At 38.3% G+C, this 22735-nt stretch carries 19 protein-coding genes; 5 read left to right on the forward strand and 14 right to left on the reverse strand.

The window, feature by feature from the left end:
* Positions 1-6: 6 nt before the first annotated feature.
* The 6 genes from HNP38_RS06620 to HNP38_RS06645 form a co-directional block, all read right to left on the reverse strand.
* The gene (locus HNP38_RS06620) at positions 7-1332 is read right to left on the reverse strand and encodes a hydroxymethylglutaryl-CoA synthase family protein (protein WP_184186361.1); all 1326 of its coding nucleotides are present in this window, start codon (positions 1330-1332) and stop codon (positions 7-9) included.
* A 236-nt stretch (positions 1333-1568) separates the two neighbouring features.
* Positions 1569-4079, reverse strand: coding sequence for a M1 family metallopeptidase (locus tag HNP38_RS06625; protein WP_184186363.1), 2511 nt, complete (start codon positions 4077-4079; stop codon positions 1569-1571).
* A gap of 11 nt (positions 4080-4090) precedes the next feature.
* Positions 4091-4321, reverse strand: coding sequence for a hypothetical protein (locus HNP38_RS06630; protein WP_184186366.1), 231 nt, complete (start codon positions 4319-4321; stop codon positions 4091-4093).
* Positions 4322-4327: 6 nt separating this feature from the next.
* On the reverse strand, positions 4328-5647 hold the full coding sequence (locus HNP38_RS06635; RefSeq protein WP_184186369.1) for a serine hydrolase domain-containing protein: 1320 nt from the start codon (positions 5645-5647) through the stop codon (positions 4328-4330).
* A gap of 93 nt (positions 5648-5740) precedes the next feature.
* Complete coding sequence (locus tag HNP38_RS06640) at positions 5741-6535, reverse strand: thymidylate synthase (protein ID WP_184186373.1); 795 nt, start codon at positions 6533-6535, stop codon at positions 5741-5743.
* A gap of 12 nt (positions 6536-6547) precedes the next feature.
* Positions 6548-6934, reverse strand: coding sequence for a helix-turn-helix domain-containing protein (locus tag HNP38_RS06645; protein ID WP_184186376.1), 387 nt, complete (start codon positions 6932-6934; stop codon positions 6548-6550).
* 315 nt (positions 6935-7249) lie between these two features.
* Here HNP38_RS06645 and HNP38_RS06650 point away from each other — a divergent pair, with 315 nt between their 5' ends.
* Entirely contained in the window at positions 7250-7462 is a 213-nt protein-coding gene (locus HNP38_RS06650; RefSeq protein ID WP_184186379.1) for a hypothetical protein, read from the forward strand.
* A 68-nt stretch (positions 7463-7530) separates the two neighbouring features.
* Positions 7531-8337: a GLPGLI family protein gene (locus HNP38_RS06655; RefSeq protein ID WP_184186382.1), complete on the forward strand. Its 807-nt coding sequence runs from the start codon at positions 7531-7533 to the stop codon at positions 8335-8337.
* A 225-nt stretch (positions 8338-8562) separates the two neighbouring features.
* On the opposite strand, the gene HNP38_RS06660 is transcribed toward HNP38_RS06655, so the two are convergent.
* Entirely contained in the window at positions 8563-9306 is a 744-nt protein-coding gene (locus HNP38_RS06660; protein ID WP_184186385.1) for a proprotein convertase P-domain-containing protein, read from the reverse strand.
* Between the two features lie 113 nt (positions 9307-9419).
* Positions 9420-9860 carry a hypothetical protein gene (locus HNP38_RS06665; RefSeq protein ID WP_184186388.1) on the reverse strand — a complete coding sequence of 147 codons (441 nt, stop codon included), beginning with the start codon at positions 9858-9860 and terminating at the stop codon, positions 9420-9422.
* A 197-nt stretch (positions 9861-10057) separates the two neighbouring features.
* Here HNP38_RS06665 and HNP38_RS06670 point away from each other — a divergent pair, with 197 nt between their 5' ends.
* A complete protein-coding gene (locus HNP38_RS06670; protein WP_184186391.1) occupies positions 10058-11893 on the forward strand; it encodes a Calx-beta domain-containing protein in 1836 nt (611 codons plus the stop codon).
* A gap of 71 nt (positions 11894-11964) precedes the next feature.
* Here the strand turns inward: HNP38_RS06670 and HNP38_RS06675 are convergent, their stop codons facing one another.
* The 4 genes from HNP38_RS06675 to HNP38_RS06690 all read right to left on the reverse strand — a co-directional run bounded on the left by HNP38_RS06675 (position 11965) and on the right by HNP38_RS06690 (position 16130).
* A complete protein-coding gene (locus tag HNP38_RS06675; protein WP_184186394.1) occupies positions 11965-13314 on the reverse strand; it encodes an alpha-amylase family glycosyl hydrolase in 1350 nt (449 codons plus the stop codon).
* Positions 13315-13640: 326 nt separating this feature from the next.
* Positions 13641-14240 carry an IS1096 element passenger TnpR family protein gene (locus HNP38_RS06680; protein ID WP_184186397.1) on the reverse strand — a complete coding sequence of 200 codons (600 nt, stop codon included), beginning with the start codon at positions 14238-14240 and terminating at the stop codon, positions 13641-13643.
* Between the two features lie 130 nt (positions 14241-14370).
* Positions 14371-15402, reverse strand: a complete 1032-nt coding sequence (locus tag HNP38_RS06685; protein ID WP_184186400.1) for a sensor histidine kinase — start codon at positions 15400-15402, stop codon at positions 14371-14373.
* 50 nt (positions 15403-15452) lie between these two features.
* Positions 15453-16130: a response regulator transcription factor gene (locus HNP38_RS06690; RefSeq protein WP_184186402.1), complete on the reverse strand. Its 678-nt coding sequence runs from the start codon at positions 16128-16130 to the stop codon at positions 15453-15455.
* Between the two features lie 197 nt (positions 16131-16327).
* Here HNP38_RS06690 and HNP38_RS06695 point away from each other — a divergent pair, with 197 nt between their 5' ends.
* The gene (locus HNP38_RS06695) at positions 16328-18931 is read left to right on the forward strand and encodes a TonB-dependent receptor plug domain-containing protein (RefSeq protein ID WP_184186404.1); all 2604 of its coding nucleotides are present in this window, start codon (positions 16328-16330) and stop codon (positions 18929-18931) included.
* A 32-nt stretch (positions 18932-18963) separates the two neighbouring features.
* Positions 18964-20181 (forward strand): hypothetical protein, encoded by a 1218-nt coding sequence (locus tag HNP38_RS06700; protein ID WP_184186406.1) that lies wholly within the window; start codon positions 18964-18966, stop codon positions 20179-20181.
* Positions 20182-20269: 88 nt separating this feature from the next.
* On the opposite strand, the gene hemL is transcribed toward HNP38_RS06700, so the two are convergent.
* Both hemL and HNP38_RS06710 read right to left on the reverse strand, forming a co-directional pair.
* A complete protein-coding gene (hemL, locus tag HNP38_RS06705) occupies positions 20270-21556 on the reverse strand; it encodes a glutamate-1-semialdehyde 2,1-aminomutase (protein WP_184186408.1) in 1287 nt (428 codons plus the stop codon).
* Between the two features lie 85 nt (positions 21557-21641).
* Positions 21642-22694, reverse strand: a complete 1053-nt coding sequence (locus tag HNP38_RS06710; protein WP_184186410.1) for a glucosaminidase domain-containing protein — start codon at positions 22692-22694, stop codon at positions 21642-21644.
* Positions 22695-22735: the final 41 nt, after the last annotated feature.

Below are 22735 nucleotides of genomic sequence, written 5' to 3' on the forward strand. Positions count from 1 at the left end.
GATCAATTATGAATATTCATAATACCTCGCCCCCTTCAGAACCGGATTTTCCATTTCTACAGAGTTTAATCCAAACCCTTTGTAATTTGGATTGATCGACTGATTCACCTGTTTTCTGTGCAGTTTTTCATAGGTATCAAAATCAATAGCAGTCCTGTTATTCAGGTTGTCAAATAAATTCCATTTGGAAACTGCATTTTTCCAGTTCCTGGAAACCTTACCTGCAAAAACTTTGGATTTCGAACCGCTTCCGTATCCTAAAAAGCCTATCTCAGTGCCCGATAATTCTTCATTTTCGTTATAAGAGGTCTGCAATGCGGAAAGCAGTGCCATAAAAACGGATGCCGTATACATATTGCCTATTTCAGAGGATGCACGCTGGGATTTTTCTATCTTATCGCTGATAAACTGTAGATACCCTTCGGATTTTGCAACTGTTTTTTGTTCTTCGGTAGTTCCGTAAGGAAGATTGTTTTCTAAGGAATAGATCTCTGTAAATACCCTCTTACCGTGAAAGGCGTAAGGAAGATGGAAAATCAGGTATTTCCAGCTTTCATAAGGCTTATTCTTACCGGAGATTTCTTTATAATGAGCATAGGCCTCCCTTATCCTGTCCTGATAGCATTGATTGGAATACTGCCCGTCAAACACCGGCTCATCTGTAAAAATTTCTATTTTATCCGGAAATGTTTCCGGAGCATGAGCTAAGTTTTCTTTGGTATAATGACGTCTTGGTTTGAAGAAATCAAAAACACTTTCGGTAGCCACTCCCCAATGGTTTTCAATTTCCAGCAGATCAGGCCTTGAAGAAACCAATAGAGCCACAGCTCCACCTCCCTGGGTATATTCCCCGGAAGAAGCCAGCTCATATTTTGCATAATCACTGGCAATGACAATTGCTTTTTTATCGGGATTTGCTCTCACAAAATCAAGGGAATTGTGAAGGGCATCCACTGCCCCGATGCATGCGAAGGTCATATCCACCACATCACAGTTTTTAAAGCATCTTTCCCCGAATTCCTTTTCCAGCACTTTTTCCACCATCTGCATAGCATAGGAAGCAGTAGGTTTTGCCGCGTCCAGCGCACTTTCGGTTCCCAGATAAATCCTTGATATCTCTTTCGGGTCAATAGAATAATCCTGTATCAGTCTTAATAATGCCTCTGCTGCAAAGGTGGCAGCGTCTTCATGAACATCGGGAAAGCCCATTTTGTTCAATCCCAATCCTTTTTCCAGTTTTGCCGGATCAATTCCTCTTTTCTCCGCCAGATCTTTAATTTCCAAATACAAAGAAGGTACATAGTAACTCGCCGCTTCAATTCCAAAACTCATAATTGTTCTAATTTTTATACGAATTTAAAAAACTGTTTAAACTTATCAAAAGAATTCAACCACAAAGTCGGCAAAGCTTATTCGGATATTTAAGTTTATGACAAGACTCTTTTAAGAAGTATAATAAACACACTTTAGTTTTTGAAAATCTATTATAGGGCTCAATTGAAATATTCATCTTATCTGAAGTTTTTACCCAAAAATAAAAAAGCACTCCGTTAAGAAGTGCTTTGCATTTATTTAAAATCTTCGATTGATTTATTCAGGGCGTCTATCTGTTTATTGATGCTTGCTGCATTCTGGGGATTCTGCTTCAGGAATTCCATTTTTTTGCTTAATCCGTCTTTCAGCATTTGGACAACCATCATTTTCACCTGCGGATTATCTCCCATCTGACTTTTAGCCTGTCCCAAAATTTTGGTAATGCTTTCAGTAGCTTTTAAATTATCTGAGGTCATGATCCAGTTGAACCCATCTTCTGCTGCTTTCCCCAACTCCGGATTCTGGAATTTCACAAAAGGATAAAAAGCCGCAATAGGAGCAATATGAGCCATTTGGGAAGTCACTTTATTTTTGACCACAACAGGCAGTAATTGTGTCAACAGATCCTCTGAGGCTCCCTCCAGGTCAATTTTATCTGCCAGTGAACTAACTCTTGAAGGACCGATCGCAACAATGGCTCCTAAAGAGTTTCCTTTTACGGAATTGGAAACGGCATTCATTCCCTTTTCAAAGACCGGAAGGTATTTCTTATCTTTAGTTTTTGCAAGAGCAGCAAGAGCAGCTGCCTGAACCAGTGTTTTCGGGTCATTGGAAGCCAGTTTTTCAACATCTGCTCCCAAAGCTTTCATTTGTTCCGGATTGGTAAGGTCTATCAATTCCAGAGCTTTCATTCTTACTCTGAAATACGGGTCTTTCAATGCAGCTGCCAGCAATTTTACTGCTGCAGGGTTTTTCCCGACCTGATCTTTTATTCCGTCCAGTGCATTGTATCTGCTCTTAAATTCTTTAGAGTTGGTATACTGCATCAGGTATTGCTCAGGGGTTTTGCTGTCCGTAATATCCGATAAAAGAACACCGTCTGCATTAATGTTTACCAGATCCGGGTTTTTGGAGACTTCAAAATTGAATGCATTTTTAGAATCTGCTTTTACCCAGACATTATATCTTTTCGGCTTTCCGTTATCGTAGACATCAATAGCGAGAGGAAATTCAAACGGCTGCTCCTGAGTCTGGTTAATGGTTACGGAAACCTGTTTTTTTACCGGCTCGAAGGTGTATGAGTAGTTCAATTTCGGGTTGCCGTTTCCGTAATACCATTGGTTGAAGAACCAGTTCAGGTCTTTTCCTGAAACTTTTTCAAACGATAACCTTAACTGGTGTGCTTCAGCATTCTGGTATTCATTGGTTTTCAGGTAATCATTCATTCCGGCGAAAAAAGCATCATCTCCAAGGTAATTTCTCAGCATATGAAGGATTCCGCCGCCTTTCTGATAGGTTACCAGGTCAAAAACATCTTCACGGGAATTATAATTAAATCTCACCAGATTCTTCTTAAAATCTCCGGGGTTATGGATATACCTGTCCACATCTGTCATCTGATGATAATCTGCCTGGTCTTTACCGTATTTGTATTCATTCCACAGGTATTCCGAGTAGTTGGCAAAAGATTCATTCACCGTCAGGTTACTCCAGCTTTCTGCCGTTACCAGATCTCCGAACCAGTGGTGGAATAATTCGTGGGCAATGGTATCTTCCCATGTATTTTCATCAATCAGTTGTCCCGGCTTTTGCAAAATATCGCTTCCATGAAGGGTTGCCGTGGTATTCTCCATCGCACCGCTCACATAATCCCTTCCTGAGATCTGAGCATATTTTGCCCAAGGGTAATCGTAGCCTAGCTTTTTGGAGAAAAATTCCATCATTTCCGGGGTATTTCCGTAGATCTGTTTTGCATAAGGCTCATATTCTTTTTCAATATAATAATCGATAGGGATATTTTTCCATTTGTCCTTAACAACAGCATACTCTCCCACTCCCATAAAGAAAAGATAGGTGGAATGCCTTTTATCCATTACCCAATGATCTGTTCTCATGTTATTTGCCTCTTTTTGCGAAGCTTTCAGGATACCGTTGGAAAGCGTGACATACTGATCAGGAACCGTCATATAGATCTCCTGCGTCGTTTTCTGATTAGGCTTATCAATGGTAGGGAACCATGCGGATGAAGACTCGGTCTCACCCTGTGTCCAGATCTGGGTAGGCTTACCTGATTCTGTACCTTGAGCATTGATAAAATAGAGCCCTTTTGCACTATTAATGGCTGCACTTCCCTGCTGTTTCACTTCGTTAGGACGGGAAGTATATTTGATATACACCGTATAGTCCTGATTTTTCAGGTAGGTCTTATCCAAGCTGATCTTTAAGATATCATCCTTGTATTCATACTTAAGGGGAGATCTTTTACCATTGTTATCTAAAGCCACTTCGTGGATCAGCATACTTTTCGCATCGAGGATCAGTTCGTTTGAAGGGTAGAAATAAGGTGAGGCTGTCAGCCATTCTTCCCCGTTCATCTGTTCCTTCTGATAATCAAAATTGACCTTAAGTTTGGTATGTTTCAGTTCCGTTACTTTGTTGTGAGTGGCTCTGTATACTTTTTCCCTGCCGGAAGTTTCGGTTTGTGCCGATATATTTGCGGAAAACAGGAGTCCCAGTATAGCGATGGATAAAATGGCCTTTTTCATTTGAATATTTATTATTTTTTAGAATTGTCTTTTGTCAGAATATCGAAAATATCATTGACTAATGTTTCATAATCTCCTTTTTTCAGCTGTTCTTTGGTTTTTGCAAAGGCTTTTTTCAGCTCGCTTTCGGGATTTTCTTCGTCGATGATCTCTATGGATTTTACTCCTTTTAATTGAAGAAGCGCATTTTTCAATGCTTCCATGTCTGCTCCTTCTTCGGTAATTATTTTTAAATATTTCATGATGGTCTATTCTTTTTTAAAGGTAGTTGCATGTGAATTCTGGGTGATCACAAATTGTTTTTCCCCAAGGTTGAAATCTACGGTAATTCCTGCCCCATCAAATTTAAAGCTGGTCTTTGAAGTAGCTTCCAAAGGGAAAGCGCTCTGTCCCGTAGCCTGTGCCATCAATGTTTTATCTTTGATAAAAATGTTGAATTTCACTGGCATTCCGGCAGTTGAATATGTTCCTGCAAATTCTTTAAGTTCATCTTCTGACAATACAATCCCTTTAAAATCAGGCATTTTAAAATCTCTGCCCAAAGCAGCTTCCATCATCCTGCTGAAAATATTTTCACTTTTATAATCTGACTGATTGGTTACAAAACTGACTGCAGTTTTCAATTCAGGGAAATAATAAAGAACTGAGCTGAATCCATCAATCCCACCTGTATGCCCAAATCCTGAATATTTTTCAAAGGGTACTTTTACCAGCCCGTAACCATAATCATCAACAAATATTTTCATTTGTTTAAGACTTGTTTTTGTAATTAACTTACCATTTTCAAGACCCGTAATGAATTTTAAAAGCTCTGTGGGTGTGGAGATAATATTCCCTGCCCCGATCGGAATACTCATGTCTGTTTCCGGCAAAGGCTGATAGTTTCCGTTCATATACTGGTAAGAAAGGGCCTGGTTTTCAGAGGTATTTATTTTCCCGCCTACCTTTGTTAAAGTTAATTTGAGCGACCGGGCTATTTTATCCTGAACCAGCTGTGCATACTCTTTCTTGTAGACCTTTTCCAGAATAAGGCCTAATAAAATATAATTTGAATTGCTATACTCATGCTTTATCCCGGGCAAAAAATCACTTTTATATTTCTGGATAATAGAAACCAGCTGTGCTTCTGACTGAGGCTGTGTATAATAATTCCAAAATTCTCCTTCATCGGTCAGGCTGTGAATACCGCTTCTATGCTGCAGGAGATGTTCAATGGTAATCTTTTTTGCATTTTCTATTCCCGGGTAAAATTCGGAGAGTTTTGTATCGGTTGAGAGCTTTTTATCTTCAACTGCTTTCATGACCAGTACGGCCGTGAATGTTTTGGAGATAGAGCCGATCCTGTATTGGGTATTCATATTAGCTTTCTGCTGTTTAGCTGCATCTGCAAATCCCGTAACTTTTAAAAATGCCGGCTGGTCTTTCTCTGCAAAAGCAAAGCTTCCCATCACTTTATGATGAACAAATAAAGAGTCCAGATAACTTCCTAGTTTTTCTCTTATGTTATTTTGAGAGAAAACAAGGGATGAAACATTTAAAGCAACAAGAAAGCAGATCTTTTTAATCATAAACAAGGTTTAGCGATAGGTTGAAATATCCTGATAAAAGTTACAAAAAAAGTGAAGTTTTAAGCTTCACTCCTATATCTGTAAAAATAATTATTAAATGGCAACAGGCGCTTTGATGCCCGGATGCGGATCATAGTTCTCCAGTATAAAGTCTTCAAAATTAAAATCGAAAATATTTTTGATCCCGGGATTTAATTTCATTACCGGAAGTGGTTTCGGTTCTCTTGAAAGCTGCTTTTTGACCTGTTCAAAATGATTGTTGTAAATATGAACGTCCCCAAAGCTGTGAACATAGTCCCCCACTTCCAGATCACAGACCTGCGCAACCATCATCAACAGTAGTGCATAGCTCGCAATGTTAAAGGGAACACCAAGGAAAACATCTGCACTTCTCTGATATAACTGAAGCGACAGCTTTCCGTCTGCCACATAGAACTGAAATAATGCGTGACACGGTGCTAAAGCCATATTCGCGATCTCAGCCACATTCCATGCGGAAACGATCAACCTTCTGGAATCCGGATTTTTCTTAATCTGGTCTATTACTTCCGTGATCTGGTCCACCATTTTATGATCAGCCCCTTTCCAGCTTCTCCATTGTGCCCCGTAAACAGGCCCCAGGTCACCATTCTCGTCCGCCCATTCATCCCAGATAGTTACTCCATTGTCATTCAGATATTGGATATTGGTATCGCCTTTTAAGAACCAGAGCAATTCATAGATGATGGATTTCAAATGCACTTTCTTAGTAGTCACCAAAGGAAAACCCTTCGAAAGGTCATATCTCAGCTGATACCCGAAAACACTTCTTGTCCCCGTCCCGGTTCTGTCTGTCTTATCTGTCCCGTTATCTAAGATATACTGTAAAAGGTCTAAGTAATTTTGCATGATCAGGTAAGATTATTTTTTTAAGGCTTCGATTTCTTGCTTCAAATATTCTATCATTTCATCTTTCTGCTTTAGCAGCTCGGTGTATAGATTTTTTATTTCTGTTAAAGCTTCATTATTTGTATATAGATTCTCAACATATCCATTCCCGCTACCAGAGGAATAATCTCCACTAATATTAAAAATATTTCCTTTATCTATTTCCAATAAATCCAATATTTCCTCTGCTTTTATTCCCAAAGTTTCCGGTAGAAGTTTCAGCTTATCTATTTCAAGATCTCTTTTCCCGGACTCTACTCTTCCATAAGTGGTAACGTCCATCCCCAACAGATCAGCCACTTCCTGCTTGGAAAGTTTTTTAGCTGTGCGGGTAGTAAATAATTTATCTGAGAGGTTCATTATTTTTTTATTACAAATATAGTTTTTTAATATTGTTAAAAAAATTGAGAATTCGTTTAAATTAATGATTCTTATTTTTTTACAAAAGGAGCATTATGATTCTCCGTTTGTCATTCCGGAGGCATCTAAATGCTGTTAAGATGCTTCCAGCATGACAAACTGAATGTTTAAATGAATATCGGTAATAATAAAAGCAATGAAGAATCGAGTATTCTAAAATTTATTCAGCATTGATTGAAATTTATTCACATTTGAATGATAAATCCAATCCCTAATTGTATATATTTGTAATACAAACAAATAAAAAATTACACAATGAAAAAATTATTCATTATCGGTGCTGTAACTATTGGAACTATTGTGAGTGCTTTTCCTTTCAGAAGTTCTTGTGGTCTTGTTCTTCAAATCAGTGATAGTTTTGCTGCTAATGCTACATCAGAAACCTTGATTAGTACTTTAAAACAACTCAATTTTAATGCTTGCGGAACATTTCCGTCTGGTATTACTATTTACACTTCTCCAAAATAGAGAATTTATAAAGGCTAACCTATCGTAGCTATTTTGAGATTCAATCAAAATAGCTATTTCTAAACATTATGAAAAAAAGAATTTTATTTTTGATCCTCACCCTTTTTATTCCCTTAGCAAAAGCTCAAAAAAGCTTTTATTCAGAATATGAGGCAGGATATACTTTAGATTATAAGAGTATGAAGCGTCCCAATGCGAAGAGTGAACTTACTACCTTCATCCTGCTAATGAATGATAAAGAATCTTATTTTAAAAGTATGAATGTTCATGTAAAGGATTCTTTGATATTTTATAAAAAAATTAAAAACACAGAAGGTCCTAATATAGATGTAAACACTCTTTTTAAATACTCAAGTGAATATCCAGAAAATATTGGAACTACCGCCGGAAAAATATATGTTACTACTCCTATTTCCACCGCCTATGTTTCGTATGATGAACCCAACAATATAGAGTGGAAATTGATTAACGAATTCAAAACCATTGGAAATGCAAGGTGCCAAAAAGCCGTTACTACCAAATACGGAAGAAACTGGATTGCTTATTTCAATCCTAAAATCCCGTTAAATTTCGGGCCTTATAAGTTCAATAAACTTCCGGGCCTTATTGTGGAACTGTATGATGATAAAGATGACTTTCATTACAAATTGTACAGCTTCAAAAAACGAAAAGGGACTTGCCAGTTTGCCAATTCTTACAAAAATGTAAAGCCTGCAAAAAAAGAAAAAGTCTATCAATGGAGGAAAAATTATTACCTAGAGATTGATTTTTCGGAAGTTTTGGAAAATGCAGATCCGGAAACCATAAGACGGCTCAATAGAAATAGCAGGAAATCATATGAGCTATATAATCCTATTGAGCTTAAGCCCAATTAATTTCATCTACAATATTTTTATAAATCATCATAGAACTCCTACAAAATTGTGGGAGTTTTTCGTTCTTTATTTTTCCTCAGATACAAAAAAACCAGATAAAATCCATAATTCTATTTGATAAAAAAGCATTCATTTTCATGAATGCTTAACTGTATTCCTCTAAAGCCACGGCAGTGAGCCTATTTCAGGTTTTGATCAGAAGATGGCAGAAAGTATAGTTGATAATTAATGCTGAAATTCTATGGACCATCCTGTCAGTGTACCCGTATCCTGCGCAGCATCATCCACTACCTTCAATGTCCAGTTCCCGTTGATATTCTGCCCGTTGAACGTACTGAACGGCACTTCCGGCAGGAAGCTTCCCGTAAAAGGGGCCGCTCCTGATAAAATTGACATTCCCGCCACCGGCTTAAAGCAGGTATTCGTATAATTGTTCCCGTCATCCCCGTTATCGTCTGATAAAGTGATGAACGTAGTTCCGTCCGGGGCAATAAGGGTGATATCCAGATCTGCATCGTAAGTATGGGTAATATTCAGACAAACCTGAGAAATTTTGGGATAATCCGTCAAAGAAAGGGTTTTAGGAATACCGGTTACATTAATGGCATGGCTAATTCCGGTAGCATTATTATTTGGAATGGCCAGCGAAAGCGTTCCTGAAGAAAATGATGATGTGGTGGCAGCACTCTTTAATGTGGTGCTTACTTCTACCCAACGCGGAACGGCCGACGTACCGGTATTGATCCAGATAAGCCTGCTTGAAGAGTTTATCACCATAAGACCCGTGGCAGGGTTTGAAATGGCGTTAATCTGTGCAGTCGTTAAAAGGGGAATTAAAACTCCTTTATTATTCAGAGGTGCCTTCACATCCAATACAGCGGACGGATCAGGCGTTGCGGTTTGTATTCCGACTTGTCCATTATAAAGACAACAATACAACATACAGGAAATAAATGTTTTTCTTTTCATGGTCATTATTGTTTTTTTACTAATATATGACCTTTCTGACTAAAAGTTTATTAACATAAAAAAATACATACCCCAAGTAGGGATTGACACTCAACTACTTACGTGATATTTACCTACCAAATCTCCTTTATAATCTGATGTGTACTATTAACAGAAAATGTTTGCCCAGGCTTCATTCCCATCATTGCTTTTGCTAATGGGGCTTCCCCTGAAATAGTCATAATATGATTGCTATCCCATACGATTTCTCCCACAGAAGCTGAGATATAAAACAAACCTTTATCCGTTTTGATGAGTGCTCCGTTTTGAACTTTAGTGCATGGTTCGGAGGATAACTTCTGCATCAGCGACTGCTGGTGTAAGATTTCGTTAAGTTGCCGCTGAAGATTATTGATCTCCTGCTGAAGCATTTCCCGGCCTGTTTCGTATTTATCTCCCATTGAGCTTTTTGTATCATTGTTGGAAGCACGGGTTTCGGCAATAAGGTGTTCAAGGTTTTGAACCTTTTCAAGGATTTTGGTTCTGACCGTAGCCAGGACTTCAGCTTTATTCATTGTTTAATTTAATCACAACAAAAGTACATTAAACCTGATAAAAATGTACCCTCCCTTTAAGTGTTTATTTTAATCAGAGAAGCTCATTTAACATAATATTGAACATTTATTAATTTTTATTCATATTTTTTAATAATTTAATAACAAAATATCAAAATACTTATATTTACATCTTAATTTTTCAAAAAAAAACAGTCATGAGAAAAAAATTAATGATTTTTGTGTTTGCCTGTATGTACGGCCTGGCTTTATCGCAGGTCGGTATCAATACGCAGACCCCGCATCCATCGTCGGTACTGGATGTAAATTCTGATACCAAAGGGGTCCTTGTCCCCAGGCTTACTACCACTGCAGTGAACGATCTTTCTGCTACAGCAAGTGAAGGATTGATCGTTTTCGACAAGGAAAAGAAGACCTTTATGGGTTGGGACGGTTCTAAATGGCAAAATTTAGGATATGAAGAAAATAATACAGCTCCCAATGCCAGTAACGTGAATGTTACCGGAAATTACCATCCGGGGGAAACTTTAACGGCCAATTATTCTTATGCAGATGCTCAGGGAAATCCTGATGATACCAGCACATTTATCTGGAAAAAAGCCGATAACGGATCAGGAGCCAATGCAGCGGATATTCCGTCTGCCAATGCGCTAAACTATCTTTTAACGTCTGCAGAACTGGGTAAATATATCCAGTTTTGTGTAACTCCCGGTTCTTCTGTAGGTGCGTCTCCGGGAATTCAAAAATGTTCATCATGGTCGGGACCTGTAGCAGCAGTTGCTAATCAGGCTCCTACCGCTTCTGCGGTAAGTATTACCGGAACTAATACGCAAGGACAGACGCTTACCGGGAATTATACTTATAATGATACTGAAGGAGATGTACAGGGATCTTCCACTTTCCGATGGACAAGATCTGATGATGCATCCGGGCTAAATGAGGCTACAATTTCCGGAGCCAGTGCTTCCGGATATACCCTGACGGCAGCAGACATTAACAAGTATATTAAGTTCTATGTAACCCCAATAGCTTCCACAGGGACAACTACAGGTACAGAAACAGGCTCCGGCTTTGTAGGGCCAATCGCCTCTCTGCCGCAAACAAGTGTACAGTTTGTATCATCTTCTTCATCAGTATCTGAAGGTGTAGGCACTACTTCGGTTGTCTTGTCTATCACCAATCCAAGTGCTGCCACGGCAACTTCGGTAGATGTGTATATTTCAGGAGGAACAGGCAGTACAGCTGATATTAACAATTATACGACCCAAACAGTAACCTTCCCGGCCGGATCATCCGCCAACCAAACGGTAACGATTACCGTAACGGATGATTCTACAATAGAAAGTGATGAAACCATTATATTCGGATTGCAGAATGTAACAGGCGGAAATAACAACAGTGCTGATATTTCCGGAAATACTTCACATACCCTGACTATTACCAATAATGATGTTATAACACCTATTGCTTTAGGAACCTGGGATACTACCGGTTTGCCTGGTGGAACGGGAAATTTTGGACCAAGTCCATGGACAGGGACTCCGGGTACAGGTGTAAGTACAGCCAGAGTTATCAGAGAAGCAGGTGCGACTCAAACAGGTTCGGGTTCTGCCAATTCATGGGGTTCTGACGGGTTGAATGCAACTTCTCAATCAGCTGCTGAAACGGCTAATGATGCCTGGACATTTGAGTTTGTCCCTCAATCAGGAAAAAGTTTATCCCTATCCTCTATTGAGGGGTACAGCTTCAGAAAATCAGGAAGCGGGCCTAAAAACGGACAGTATCAGTATAAGATAGGAGCCGGTACCTGGACAGATATACCTGGAGCTACAATTACCGGCATATCGGGAGGTACCACCATAGTAGTAGCTCAAACAGCGATTGATTTGTCGGGTATTTCTGCATTGCAGAATGTCACTGCAGACACCACTATATCCATAAGATTGGTATTATGGGGGGCTACTGCCTCTACAGGTACTGCTAATATGGGATATCAAAACCAACCAATTATTATTAAGGGAATATCCCAGTAATAATTAAAATCAACTATAAAAAAACAGGCTGTCTTTTCAGACAGCCTATTTTATATTGACCAATGCTTTATTTATTTCTCAAAAACCGCATAATCAGAAACTTTAAAGCTGAAATCTTTTCCGTTATTAAAGTCTCTTTTTGTACCGTCAAATATATTTTTAAACGCTCCTGATAACTGCTCATCCTGAATGCTGAAATTCACAGGCTCTTTTGACATGTTCAATACGACCAGTACCTCATCTTTTCCATTTTTTCTTACATAGGCCAGGATCTTATCGTTGGCTGTTGTATTAAGCAGATATGTAGTAACACTGGGATCTCCTCCCCGCAAAGCAGGATTTGAAGATTTTAAATTCAGTAATGTCTTATAGAAAGCTGCCATCTGGTAAGTATTGGTCCATTTAATGACATCTTTCTCAAAGAATTCCAGTCTTTTCATATTAGGAAGCTCCTGTCCTGAATAGAGTAAAGGAACACCGTTCCATGTGGTAGAAAATACAGCCATTGGTTTTGTAATTGATCCGTATTTTTCATATTCTGTCCCATTCCAGGAATTTTCATCATGATTGGTAGTAAACCAGGCTCTCATGGAAGCATCTCCTATACCTGAATATTTCGTCAAAAGGTCTTTTAGGTCCTGCAACGGAAGGTTTTTCTTATAATAATCCTCAGATTTGTGCATCCAGCTCCAGGAATAGCTTGCATCGAACACTTTTCCGTATTCGGGTGTTTCCAGCTCATCAAATTCTCCCAGCCAGAAAAGGGGCTTTACGGTTTCCACTTCAGGACGGGCCTGCTCCCAGAAATCCACTTCAACCCAAGAAGCGAGATCACATCTAAAGCCATCGATATTCGTTTCTTTCACCCAGAATTTCATAGCATCAATCATGGCTTTACGCATTTCCGGGTTTTTATAATCAAGTTCAATAATATCATCCATACCGGAAGCAATGTGGAATTTCCCGTCCGGGTCCTTTAAATAGAATTCCGGGTGGGTCTTCGTCCAGATATGATCCCAGCCGGTATGGTTCGCGACCCAGTCGATAATTACCTTGAATCCCAATCTGTGAGCTTCATTCACCATATGTTTGAAATCATCCATAGTTCCGAATTCCGGGTTGATGGAGGTATAATCTGCCGCTGCATAAGGACTTCCAAGGCTTCCTTTCTTGTTCTGTTGAGCAATCGGGGTAATGGGCATAAACCACAAGGTCTTTACTCCCATAGATTTCAGGCGAGGCATTTCTTTTTCAAATGCTTTAAAAGTTCCTTCTTTTGTATATTGTCTTACGTTTACTTCATAGATATTTGTAGTATGCTTCCATTCTTTCGGCAAATCCATAGTCTTCTTATTTGTATTTTGAGTGGCACAGGAAATAATTCCCAAACCAATTACTGCGAGTAGAATTAATTTTCTCATTAATTAAATTTTAGCAAAAGTAAGGATTGTTTTTAAAACGAAAAGATGGAAAGGTAAAATCGCGGAATCGTAAAATTGTAAAATCGCATAATTGCAAAACTGTAAAATTGTGAAAAAGAGAAACAACTATTGGGAAAGGTTGGATTTGTGGTTTTAAAATTTTGTGATTCTGTCTTTAGGTAAAATTGCGAAACTGTAAAATCGTAAAACTGTAAAACAGCTAAAGTAAAAAGTTTGAATTTACGATTTTACAGTTTTGCCTTTTTACAAAAATATGAGCATAAAAAAGCCCCGGATAAAAAAAACAGGGCGCTATATTTTAAATACTATCTTTCGTCATCGTTGTCATCCTCTTCATCAAAGATATCATCGTTGTAGTCTTCTTCCTCTTCGTCATCAAAACTCTCATCATCTTCGTCTGCGAAATTATTGCTGCCTCCAAAATCCTCTTCAAAACTAAAATCATCCTCCATCAAAGGCATCACTGATCTCTTTTTTGATCCGCCTGCACTTCCGTTTTTACCGGGAGCTTTCAGAGGCACATTTCCAAATCTGTAAACTGTAATCGGGTAGTTAACCCCTTTTGTTTCTTCAATGATCTCCACGAGCTCACAAAAGAACTCCCAAAGGTCAAGAAGACCATACTGGAACTGGGCTTTATCTCCTATACCTGCAAATGCCTCATCTATATAAACATCCGACATGATCTCGCCGTCTCCGTCATCACTCATATCTTCCAAAGGAACACTCTTTACTATCGTCCCGTCATCTTCAAGTAAATTAAAAGTAGAAAGTTCATCTCCCTGAAGGCTGAACGCACTTTTAATTCCCAAATGTAAGTTCCATAGTGTCTGTTTTCCTTTAATTTCGATATCGCGGAAAATATCTTCTTTTGCATCTAATATTACACGGATCTTGTAAACCATACCAGTTTTATATTTTCTTTTTGCCTTTTATTATGATAAATTTCTGTTGCAAATATATAATAAATGATAGGTCACAAAAAAATATTTCAGAATTTTTTAAAATATTTTTTTTTCTTACATTTTGCCGGAGTTATTTACTTTTTTCAAGAACAAAACTGAACTTTGTTCCTTCCAGATATACGCTTTCTACCGTAATATTTTCATTATGAGCTTCAAGGATATGTTTTACGATAGCCAATCCTAACCCGGAACCTCCTTCACGCCTGCTTCTGCTGGTTTCCACACGGTAAAACCGTTCAAAGATCCTGGGCAGTATTTCCGGTTTTATTCCCATTCCGTTATCTATAATCTCAATCAGGACTTTATTTTTCAGAACACTCGTCTTTACCACTACTTTTGCCTCCTGTCTGTTGGCATAATGAATCGCATTCGAAATTAAATTAATAAAAACCTGTGAGATCTTTTGCTTATCTGCATCTACAAATATCTGGGGATGCAAGGTCTGGATCTGTAATGTGGCATTGTTCTTCTCTGCTTCCAGGTCCAGCAGATCAAAGACTTCTTTTATTAAAAGGTTGACATCAAACCTTGAAATGGTAAGATTAATCTCTCCTGCTTCCAGCCGGTTGATCATATCCAGATCTGTAACGATCGCGATGAGCCTTTCCACAGAAATACCGATCCTTTCCAGATATTTATCCCTGATCATAAGGTTTTCAACACCTCCTTCCCTGAGGGTTTCCACATATCCCTGAATGGAAAACAAGGGTGTTTTAAGCTCATGGGATACATTCCCGATATATTCTTTACGGTAGCCTTCCATTTCCTTCATCATATCGATCTGGGAAACCTTCTGCTGGTTGAGGTCTGAGAATCTTTCGCCCAGTTCTTTAATTGTGATATTTTCATCATGATCATGAACGATTTCCTGGGGCAAAATCTCAGAAATATTACGCACCTGTTTTTTACCGTAATAGTTGAAAAGCAGTTCTAGTACCACATAATTAATGATAAAAATAAGGATAATGCATATGAAAAGCCCTATTTTAAAGAATGGAGTCTGGTAATATACATCCTTCAGCGAATCAAAAATGATCACCAGAAGGAACATCACCAGTGTCAGAAGACATGCAGCGACGAGGGTAAGCCTGTAAAATTTCAATTTTACAACGTTTTTATGGTTGGATGATAAAGGTAAGACTTTTTAAACTGTTAAACGATAAGCTTGTAGCCGATTCCTTTTAAGGTCTGGATGGTATTGATCCCCAGCTTTTCTCTTAGCCTTCTGATGTGGACATCTATGGTTCTCTCTCCTACGATCACGTCATTCCCCCATACTTTTTCCAGGATCTCTTCTCTTTTGAAAACTTTTTCCGTATTGGAAGCCAAAAGATAAAGCAGGTCGAATTCTTTTTTAGGAAGTAAAAACTGCTGCCCGCTCTTGGATACCCTGAAGTTATCCTTATCAATGACCAGATCACCTATCTCAATAAGCTTGGCATGGTCTGAAACCTGAGAAGTAAGCTGTAATAATGCGTTTACCTTGGAAATAAGAATCTTTGGCTTGATGAGTTTTACCACATAATCATTGGCTCCTGCCTGAAAACCTGCTAACTGCGAGAACTCTTCACTCCTTGCGGAAAGGAAAACAATAAGGGTTTTCTGAAGTTCTTTTACTCTGCGAAGTTCCTGGCAGGTTTCAATGCCGTCCTTTTCCGGCATCATTACATCCAGTAAGATAAGATCGGGAATAATTTCTTTGGCTTTTTCTATTCCTTCGTTACCGTTTGTAGCGGTATAAATATCATAGCCTTCTTTTTCTAAATTGTAAGACAGAATCTCTAAAATATCCAGTTCGTCGTCTATTAAGAGTATTTTCTTTTGGTTCATTTTTAATTTTTACTGAGTCAAAGTTAACAATTTTTGAATGACAGATTAAGAAATCAGTTATCGTTTACATAAAGTTAACAATAATGTTATTTTGTTAATATATACTTAAGGAAAAATTAAATTTTGCTAAACCGTTTACACCATTAATCTTTTATTCCTTTGCACCGAAAGAATCTAAGTGTAAATAAAAGTAAGTAATGAAAATTAATAAACTTAGCATTGCCGTTTTGTTTTTATCCGGATCTGTATTTTATGCCCAGGAGACCAGGCAGGATACTGTGAGAAAGGAGAAAAAAATAGAAGGAGTAATCATCCAGGGAAACAGTAACAAGAAAACAGAAACTGCTGTTTTGGGAGAACAGAAGAAAGCTATCATTCAAAAACAGGCTGTAAGTGCCGAAGAAATTTCCAGAAAGGGAATATCCAATGTAGAACAGGGGCTTACGAAAGTAACCGGGATCACTACTGTAGAAGGAAGGGGTCTTTTCGTAAGGGGATTGGAAGAAAGGTACAATTACCTGCTAATTAACGGTCTTGGTTCGCCATCCAATAATCCTTTCCAAAAAATCATCGCTTTAAAGCAGTTTCCGACAGACGTTGTAGGTAAACTTAATATCTATAAAACATTCAATTCCAATCTTTACGGGGATTTTGCCGGAGCGACTTTCGATATTGAAACGCTGACTATTGACAAGTCTTTTTCTAAAGTTGAATTCAGTGTAGGATTTAATACATTAAGTACATTCAGAGATAATTTTAAGGTAGCCGAAGGAGCAAATGGTATTGAAGGATATTTGGGCTTAAACTCAAGAAACCGAAGATTACCCGACGAGGTAAGAGATTCCAGGCCTAACGGATATGTATTCTCAAGAGAACAGTCTTTATCCTCTTTCAAAGATTCATGGAATGTAGACAATATAAAGACCTTACCGAATACAAGCATTGGTTTTACTACTGTCCAAAAAATGAAAACAGGAGAAACAGGCAGTTTAGGGCTACTATTTTCATTAAATCAAGGATCAAAATATTCTTATCGTGAAGGCGAAAACAATCAATTCAGAGATAATGGAAAACAGATTGAAGCAAGTAACCGCCTTAACAGAAAAGTTTACGAATATGAATTAGAATCATCCGTTTTATTAGGATTAGGGTATAAAAACAGAGGAACAAATATCAATTTAAATGCAATCTATCTTCAAAACTCAAACAATATAATTGAAGATAATATTGGATTTAAAAACTTTTCTGTTCAGGATATCCGGTTTTTCAGAACAAATCAGCAGGATATTTCAAGATTTTTAGATTTGCAGCTAACCGCGTATCAGAAAATAGGTGAAAGACATCAGATTAAAGCAGGAGTTAGCTATGTTATGAATAACTACAGTCAGCCTGATCGAAAAATATTTGAACTTACACTTCCTGAGAATTTTAATAATGCTCTTATTTCTTATGGAGGAAATAGCTTTATCAGACAATATCTGGATGTTGACGGCAGATTTTACGGATCAGCTTATGGTGAGTACTCAGTATTTTTAGGAGAAAAGGGTGATCGTAAGGACTATCCTTTGCAATTGGCTGTAGGCTATAATGGTTTTTCAGATGTCAGAAAAAATTCTTACCGTTTTATTTTTGGAAATCCGGGAGCTGGGGGAAGCACACAAGCCTATATTAATATAGACCAGCCCCAATCTGTTTTGGATTCATCTATAAATAGCGGCAATTTATATTATAATGAGGGAAGTGATGCTTACGGGTATCTGTCAAATATCTACCAGTTTGTAAATGCAGGATATGCTAATATAGATTATAAGCCTAATGACAGCTGGGACATTTTATTGGGTGGCAGATTTGAAAATGATATGAGGATAATCAGATTTAATAGAATTGGTGTTTCTAACACAGAAAGCTTAACACCTAATAAAAACTATTTTTTACCTTCCCTATCCATCAAAAAATCACTTAACTCTAAGAATAATTTAAGATTATCCCTAAGTAAAACAATTACCAGACCTGTTCTTATTGAATCAATGCCTATTGAATACATTAACCCTGATAATTCATCGGTTGTAGGTAATAAAGATATTGAGAATAGTGAAAACTACAATATAGATCTAAAATGGGAATACTTCCCTACCAATAAAGAAATGTTTGCTGTCAATTTATTTGCTAAAAGAATTGACAAAGCTATAGAAAGATCTATAGCAAACTCCGGGAATGCAAGTGGTCTCGTAATCACTTTCTATAATGCCCAAAAGGCTGATATAGCGGGGATAGAATTGGAAGGAATTTTAAATTTAGGCAGAATTTCCGAGGCATTAAGCAAGTTTACTTTGGGAGCCAATGCCACTTTTATGTATTCCAATGTTGAGAGAAGTGAGAAACAATTGGAACTTGAAAGACCAGATGGTTATACTAATGATCAACTTCATAAAAGAGGTTTGCAGGGGGCCGCACCATATACCATCAATGCAGATTTAAAATATGAGTATAAAAACTCACAAAACCTGAGCAAGACTTTCTCACTTGTATATAATGTTTCAGGATCTAAAATATTTGCAGTCGGATCTTCAGGTTCACGTGAATATTTTGAGAGGCCATTCCATCAATTAGACTTTGTATATCAAAACCAACTCACCAAAAACTGGAACGTAAAATTTGGTGTTCAAAATATATTAAATTCCAAATATCGCATAGAGTTGGGAGACGAAAACTATTACCCGGTAAAAATTGATGACAATTATACTTTTGTCAACTTTTACAGAGGAACAACGTTCAATCTTACCGTAGGATACACTTTTTAAAATTAGCTTATAAAATAAAATCTTAATATAGAATGAAAAGAAATCTTTTAACCCTATTATCATTAACATTACTTTTGAGCCTTTCTTCATGTACTATTGAAGTAAATGAAGATGGTGGTAATGGTACTACTGCAAATCCGGGAACAAATGCAGGTGTTTTACCTGACGGAGCAAAATTATCCGGTGATATCACTTCTAATTTGACAATAAAAAAAGGTAATTATACATTAGAAGGTATTGTAAAGGTAGCTGACGGAGCAACCCTTACCATTGAAGCAGGGGCAACATTCACTGTATCTACAGCTGTTACGTCAAGTTTAGTTGTTTTACAAGGAGGAAAAATAATTGCCTTAGGATCTGCAAGTGAGCCAATTGTTTTCACAACTACAGCTAAAATCCCTGGTGGATGGGGCGGAATAACGCTTTACGGAAGAGCTCCCATTAAAGCGGTGAACGGAAATCCTTCTGCAGTATCTGAAGATGGCAATGCTATCACATATGGTGGAAATGACGCTAACTTCAGCTCAGGCATCTTAAAATATGTAAGAGTAGAATACGCCGGTAAAAAAATCAGTGACGGAACTTCTGAAACCAATACCTTCACATTTTACGCGGTAGGTGATGGTACTATTTTAGAAAACTTAGTAGCTTATAAGGGTACGGATGACGGTTATGAATTTTTCGGCGGAACCGTGAGTGCAAAAAATTTAGTTGCTTATGGTAACTACGATGATTCTTTCGACTGGCAGGACGCCTGGAGCGGACAAAACAATAGTAACTGGTTTGCTTTCCAGACAGTGACAGGTAATTTCGGAATGGAAATTGAAGCTTCTGCAAACATAGACAATACGGCTCCGAAAATTTCTAATATCACTTTGATCAGAGACGCAAATACAAATCCGGAAGTTGCGGGATCGGTAGAAATCTCTGCAATTCAATTTAAAAGACAAGGTACCGGTATTTTCTCAAATGTATATATCAGCGGGTATAAAAATACAGGTGGTAAAAATGCTTACGCAGTTTTAATTCAGGATGATGCAACGAATACTAACCAGGTAAATGCAAACCCTAGCAAAGTTACTGTATCTCCATTAAATTATGTAAATTCCGACAATGCCGATGTTTGGGGATATGCTCAAACTAATGGTGGAAAAACTTTTACAAACACAGCTTCAGTTACCAAAGTTTCTCTAACTACCGGAGCATGGGCTACCGTAGACGGAGTAAACCTTTTAGCAGCGCTACAATAATCAGATAATAGTTAGTTTTTTCATCTCAACTAAAAATCCGTCAGAAATAACTTCTGACGGATTTTATTTTTTATTTAAAACAAAAACATTAAGAATAATACTCAAATTTTCGCACAGCTTCCAGTGTCATATCAATTTCTTTATCCTTAATGGCATCACTGATGAAATACGTCTCATAGCCGCTTGGCGGAAGATATATCCCATGGGTCAGCATTTGGTGGAAGAAATTATTGAATAATGCATGATTAGCCTCCTGTGCCTCATCAAAATTGGATACGCTGCTGATATGGAAGAAAACGGACATCATAGATCCCTTTCTGTTGATCCTGTGGGCGATTCCTTTTTCATTCAGTATTTTAGCAATCTCAAAGTCTAAGGTTTCCGTTGTTTTATTGATCCTGTTAAAGAAATTCTCATCATTTCTGATGATCTGAAGCGTTTTTAATCCGGCTCTCATCGCAAGAGGATTACCGCTTAAGGTTCCTGCCTGGTAAACCCCGCCTTTCGGAGCCAGATGATCCATGATCTCGTTTCTTCCTGCAAAGGCCCCTACCGGAAGCCCGCCGCCGATCACTTTTCCATAAGTTACCAGATCCGCTTTTACATTGTAAAGCTCCTGAGCACCTCCAAAAGCCAGCCTAAAACCGGTCATTACCTCATCAAAGATCAGTAAAGCTCCGTTTTCATCACAGATCTTCCTTAAATTCTGTAAGAAATTGTTTTCAGGAAGCACACAGCCCATATTTCCGGCAACCGGTTCAATAATCACTGCGGCAATTTCGCCCTGATTATGACGGAAGAGGTCTTCTACCTGCTCAAAGTCGTTATAACGGGCCAAAAGGGTATCCTTAGCCGTTCCCTGGGTTACTCCCGGAGAATTCGGGTTCCCGAAAGTCGCAGCACCACTCCCCGCCTTGATCAGAAATGAATCTGAATGGCCATGATAGCAGCCTTCAAATTTGATGATCTTATCTCTTTTCGTATATCCCCTTGCCAGTCTTATCGCACTCATACAGGCTTCTGTCCCGGAGGACACCATCCTGATCTGATCGATATTCGGGACGTTTTCTATGATAAATTTTGCAATTTCGGTTTCCAGCTCTGTGGGAGCCCCGAAAGAAAAGCCTTTTTCCGCCTGAATTTTCAGTTCTTCCAGGACTTCCGGGTGCGTATGTCCCAGAATAGCCGGCCCCCAGGAATTAATATAATCAATGTAAGTATGACCATCCGCATCGGTAAGATAAGCCCCTTTTGCAGATTTCATGAAAACAGGAATTCCTCCTACGGATTTGAATGCGCGAACCGGAGAATTTACACCTCCGGGAATGTATTGGTAGGCCTCATCAAATAAAGCCGAACTTCTTTGGTATCTCATATTTAGTTGTCAGTTGACAGTTGATGGTTGAGAGTTTTAATCAAAAGCTGTTAACTATTAACTGACAACTCTCAACCATCAACTATTAATCCTTGGGTTTTTTATCTATCAGGTAAATCAGCTGTCCTGCAGATGGCTTCTGTCCTTCATCCATCCTGTTTTTTGCATACAGCTTATTTAATTTAATGCCGAACTTTTGGGCAATATCATGCATATCTTCGCCCGATTCAGCTTTATAGGTAGGCTTGTTGCCATCGGAATTCTTGGATTCAAGGAAGATGATATCATTTTTCTTTAAAACATCACTATCAAGCTCATTCCACTTCATCAGTTTGCTTTCGCTGATCCTGAATTTATTTGCAATAAACTGCAGATCAGTTTCTTCGGGGATAACAATATACTTCAAACCTTCGTTAGGGTGGCTTTTAATCAGGATAGAATTAAGGATCTCCGCTTTTGTTTTAATTTTTTCGACTCTTTTCTGCTGCTGTACGTAAGATGTCTGTTTATAGGGAACAGTAACGGTCACAGGTTCCTTTTTTACTACCTTGGCCGGTTCAAGTTTTGCCATGAAGATCCTGTCGTCTTTCAGGTCAGGATACATTTTAAGGACTGCATACAGAGCCTCTTTAGAGGTAGTATTATCGAATTCATACAGTTTATATTTTTCAATCTTACCGATCAGAATGGATGCATATCGCGGATTGGTAGCATAGCCCGCTTTTTTAAGGCCATGAGCCCATGCTTTGTAATCTTTCATATCCAGCTTGAAAAGATTGGCGTAATATTTCCTGGTGGATAAGAATATCGAGTGGTCTTCGTACGACTGTCTCGGGTCGTCATATACACGGAAGCACTCATTAGGAGCATCATCGGTATGTTTCATAGTCTTCCCTGTCCAGTCTTCCTTACATTTTATTCCGAAGTGGTTTTTGCCTTCCTGAGCCAGCCTGCTCTGCCCGCCACCGGTTTCTAAAAGTCCCTGGGCAAGGGTAATAGAAGCGGGAATTTTATATTTTTCCATTTCTTCTACTGCATATTGGGCAAATTTCTGGATATACTGATCTTCGGTAGCCCAGGTCTGAGCTGAGAATTTTGATAAAACTAAAAGGCTTACAAGTAAGAAAAGTCTTTTCATCTTATAATTTTTATTGTTTTAAAATGAAAGATGGAACACTT

Source organism: Chryseobacterium defluvii, assembly GCF_014204415.1.
Classification (GTDB): Bacteria; Bacteroidota; Bacteroidia; order Flavobacteriales; family Weeksellaceae; genus Chryseobacterium; species Chryseobacterium defluvii_A.

What these genes read in the sequence shown, in the direction of transcription:
- HNP38_RS06620 (WP_184186361.1), bottom strand. Translation starts at nt 1,332, where the DNA reads ATGAGTTTTGGAATTGAAGCGGCGAGTTACTATGTACCTTCTTTGTAT.
- HNP38_RS06625 (WP_184186363.1), bottom strand. Translation starts at nt 4,079, where the DNA reads ATGAAAAAGGCCATTTTATCCATCGCTATACTGGGACTCCTGTTTTCC.
- HNP38_RS06630 (WP_184186366.1), bottom strand. Translation starts at nt 4,321, where the DNA reads ATGAAATATTTAAAAATAATTACCGAAGAAGGAGCAGACATGGAAGCA.
- HNP38_RS06635 (WP_184186369.1), bottom strand. Translation starts at nt 5,647, where the DNA reads ATGATTAAAAAGATCTGCTTTCTTGTTGCTTTAAATGTTTCATCCCTT.
- HNP38_RS06640 (WP_184186373.1), bottom strand. Translation starts at nt 6,535, where the DNA reads ATGCAAAATTACTTAGACCTTTTACAGTATATCTTAGATAACGGGACA.
- HNP38_RS06645 (WP_184186376.1), bottom strand. Translation starts at nt 6,934, where the DNA reads ATGAACCTCTCAGATAAATTATTTACTACCCGCACAGCTAAAAAACTT.
- HNP38_RS06650 (WP_184186379.1), top strand. Translation starts at nt 7,250, where the DNA reads ATGAAAAAATTATTCATTATCGGTGCTGTAACTATTGGAACTATTGTG.
- HNP38_RS06655 (WP_184186382.1), top strand. Translation starts at nt 7,531, where the DNA reads ATGAAAAAAAGAATTTTATTTTTGATCCTCACCCTTTTTATTCCCTTA.
- HNP38_RS06660 (WP_184186385.1), bottom strand. Translation starts at nt 9,306, where the DNA reads ATGAAAAGAAAAACATTTATTTCCTGTATGTTGTATTGTTGTCTTTAT.
- HNP38_RS06665 (WP_184186388.1), bottom strand. Translation starts at nt 9,860, where the DNA reads ATGAATAAAGCTGAAGTCCTGGCTACGGTCAGAACCAAAATCCTTGAA.
- HNP38_RS06670 (WP_184186391.1), top strand. Translation starts at nt 10,058, where the DNA reads ATGAGAAAAAAATTAATGATTTTTGTGTTTGCCTGTATGTACGGCCTG.
- HNP38_RS06675 (WP_184186394.1), bottom strand. Translation starts at nt 13,314, where the DNA reads ATGAGAAAATTAATTCTACTCGCAGTAATTGGTTTGGGAATTATTTCC.
- HNP38_RS06680 (WP_184186397.1), bottom strand. Translation starts at nt 14,240, where the DNA reads ATGGTTTACAAGATCCGTGTAATATTAGATGCAAAAGAAGATATTTTC.
- HNP38_RS06690 (WP_184186402.1), bottom strand. Translation starts at nt 16,130, where the DNA reads ATGAACCAAAAGAAAATACTCTTAATAGACGACGAACTGGATATTTTA.
- HNP38_RS06695 (WP_184186404.1), top strand. Translation starts at nt 16,328, where the DNA reads ATGAAAATTAATAAACTTAGCATTGCCGTTTTGTTTTTATCCGGATCT.
- HNP38_RS06700 (WP_184186406.1), top strand. Translation starts at nt 18,964, where the DNA reads ATGAAAAGAAATCTTTTAACCCTATTATCATTAACATTACTTTTGAGC.
- hemL (WP_184186408.1), bottom strand. Translation starts at nt 21,556, where the DNA reads ATGAGATACCAAAGAAGTTCGGCTTTATTTGATGAGGCCTACCAATAC.
- HNP38_RS06710 (WP_184186410.1), bottom strand. Translation starts at nt 22,694, where the DNA reads ATGAAAAGACTTTTCTTACTTGTAAGCCTTTTAGTTTTATCAAAATTC.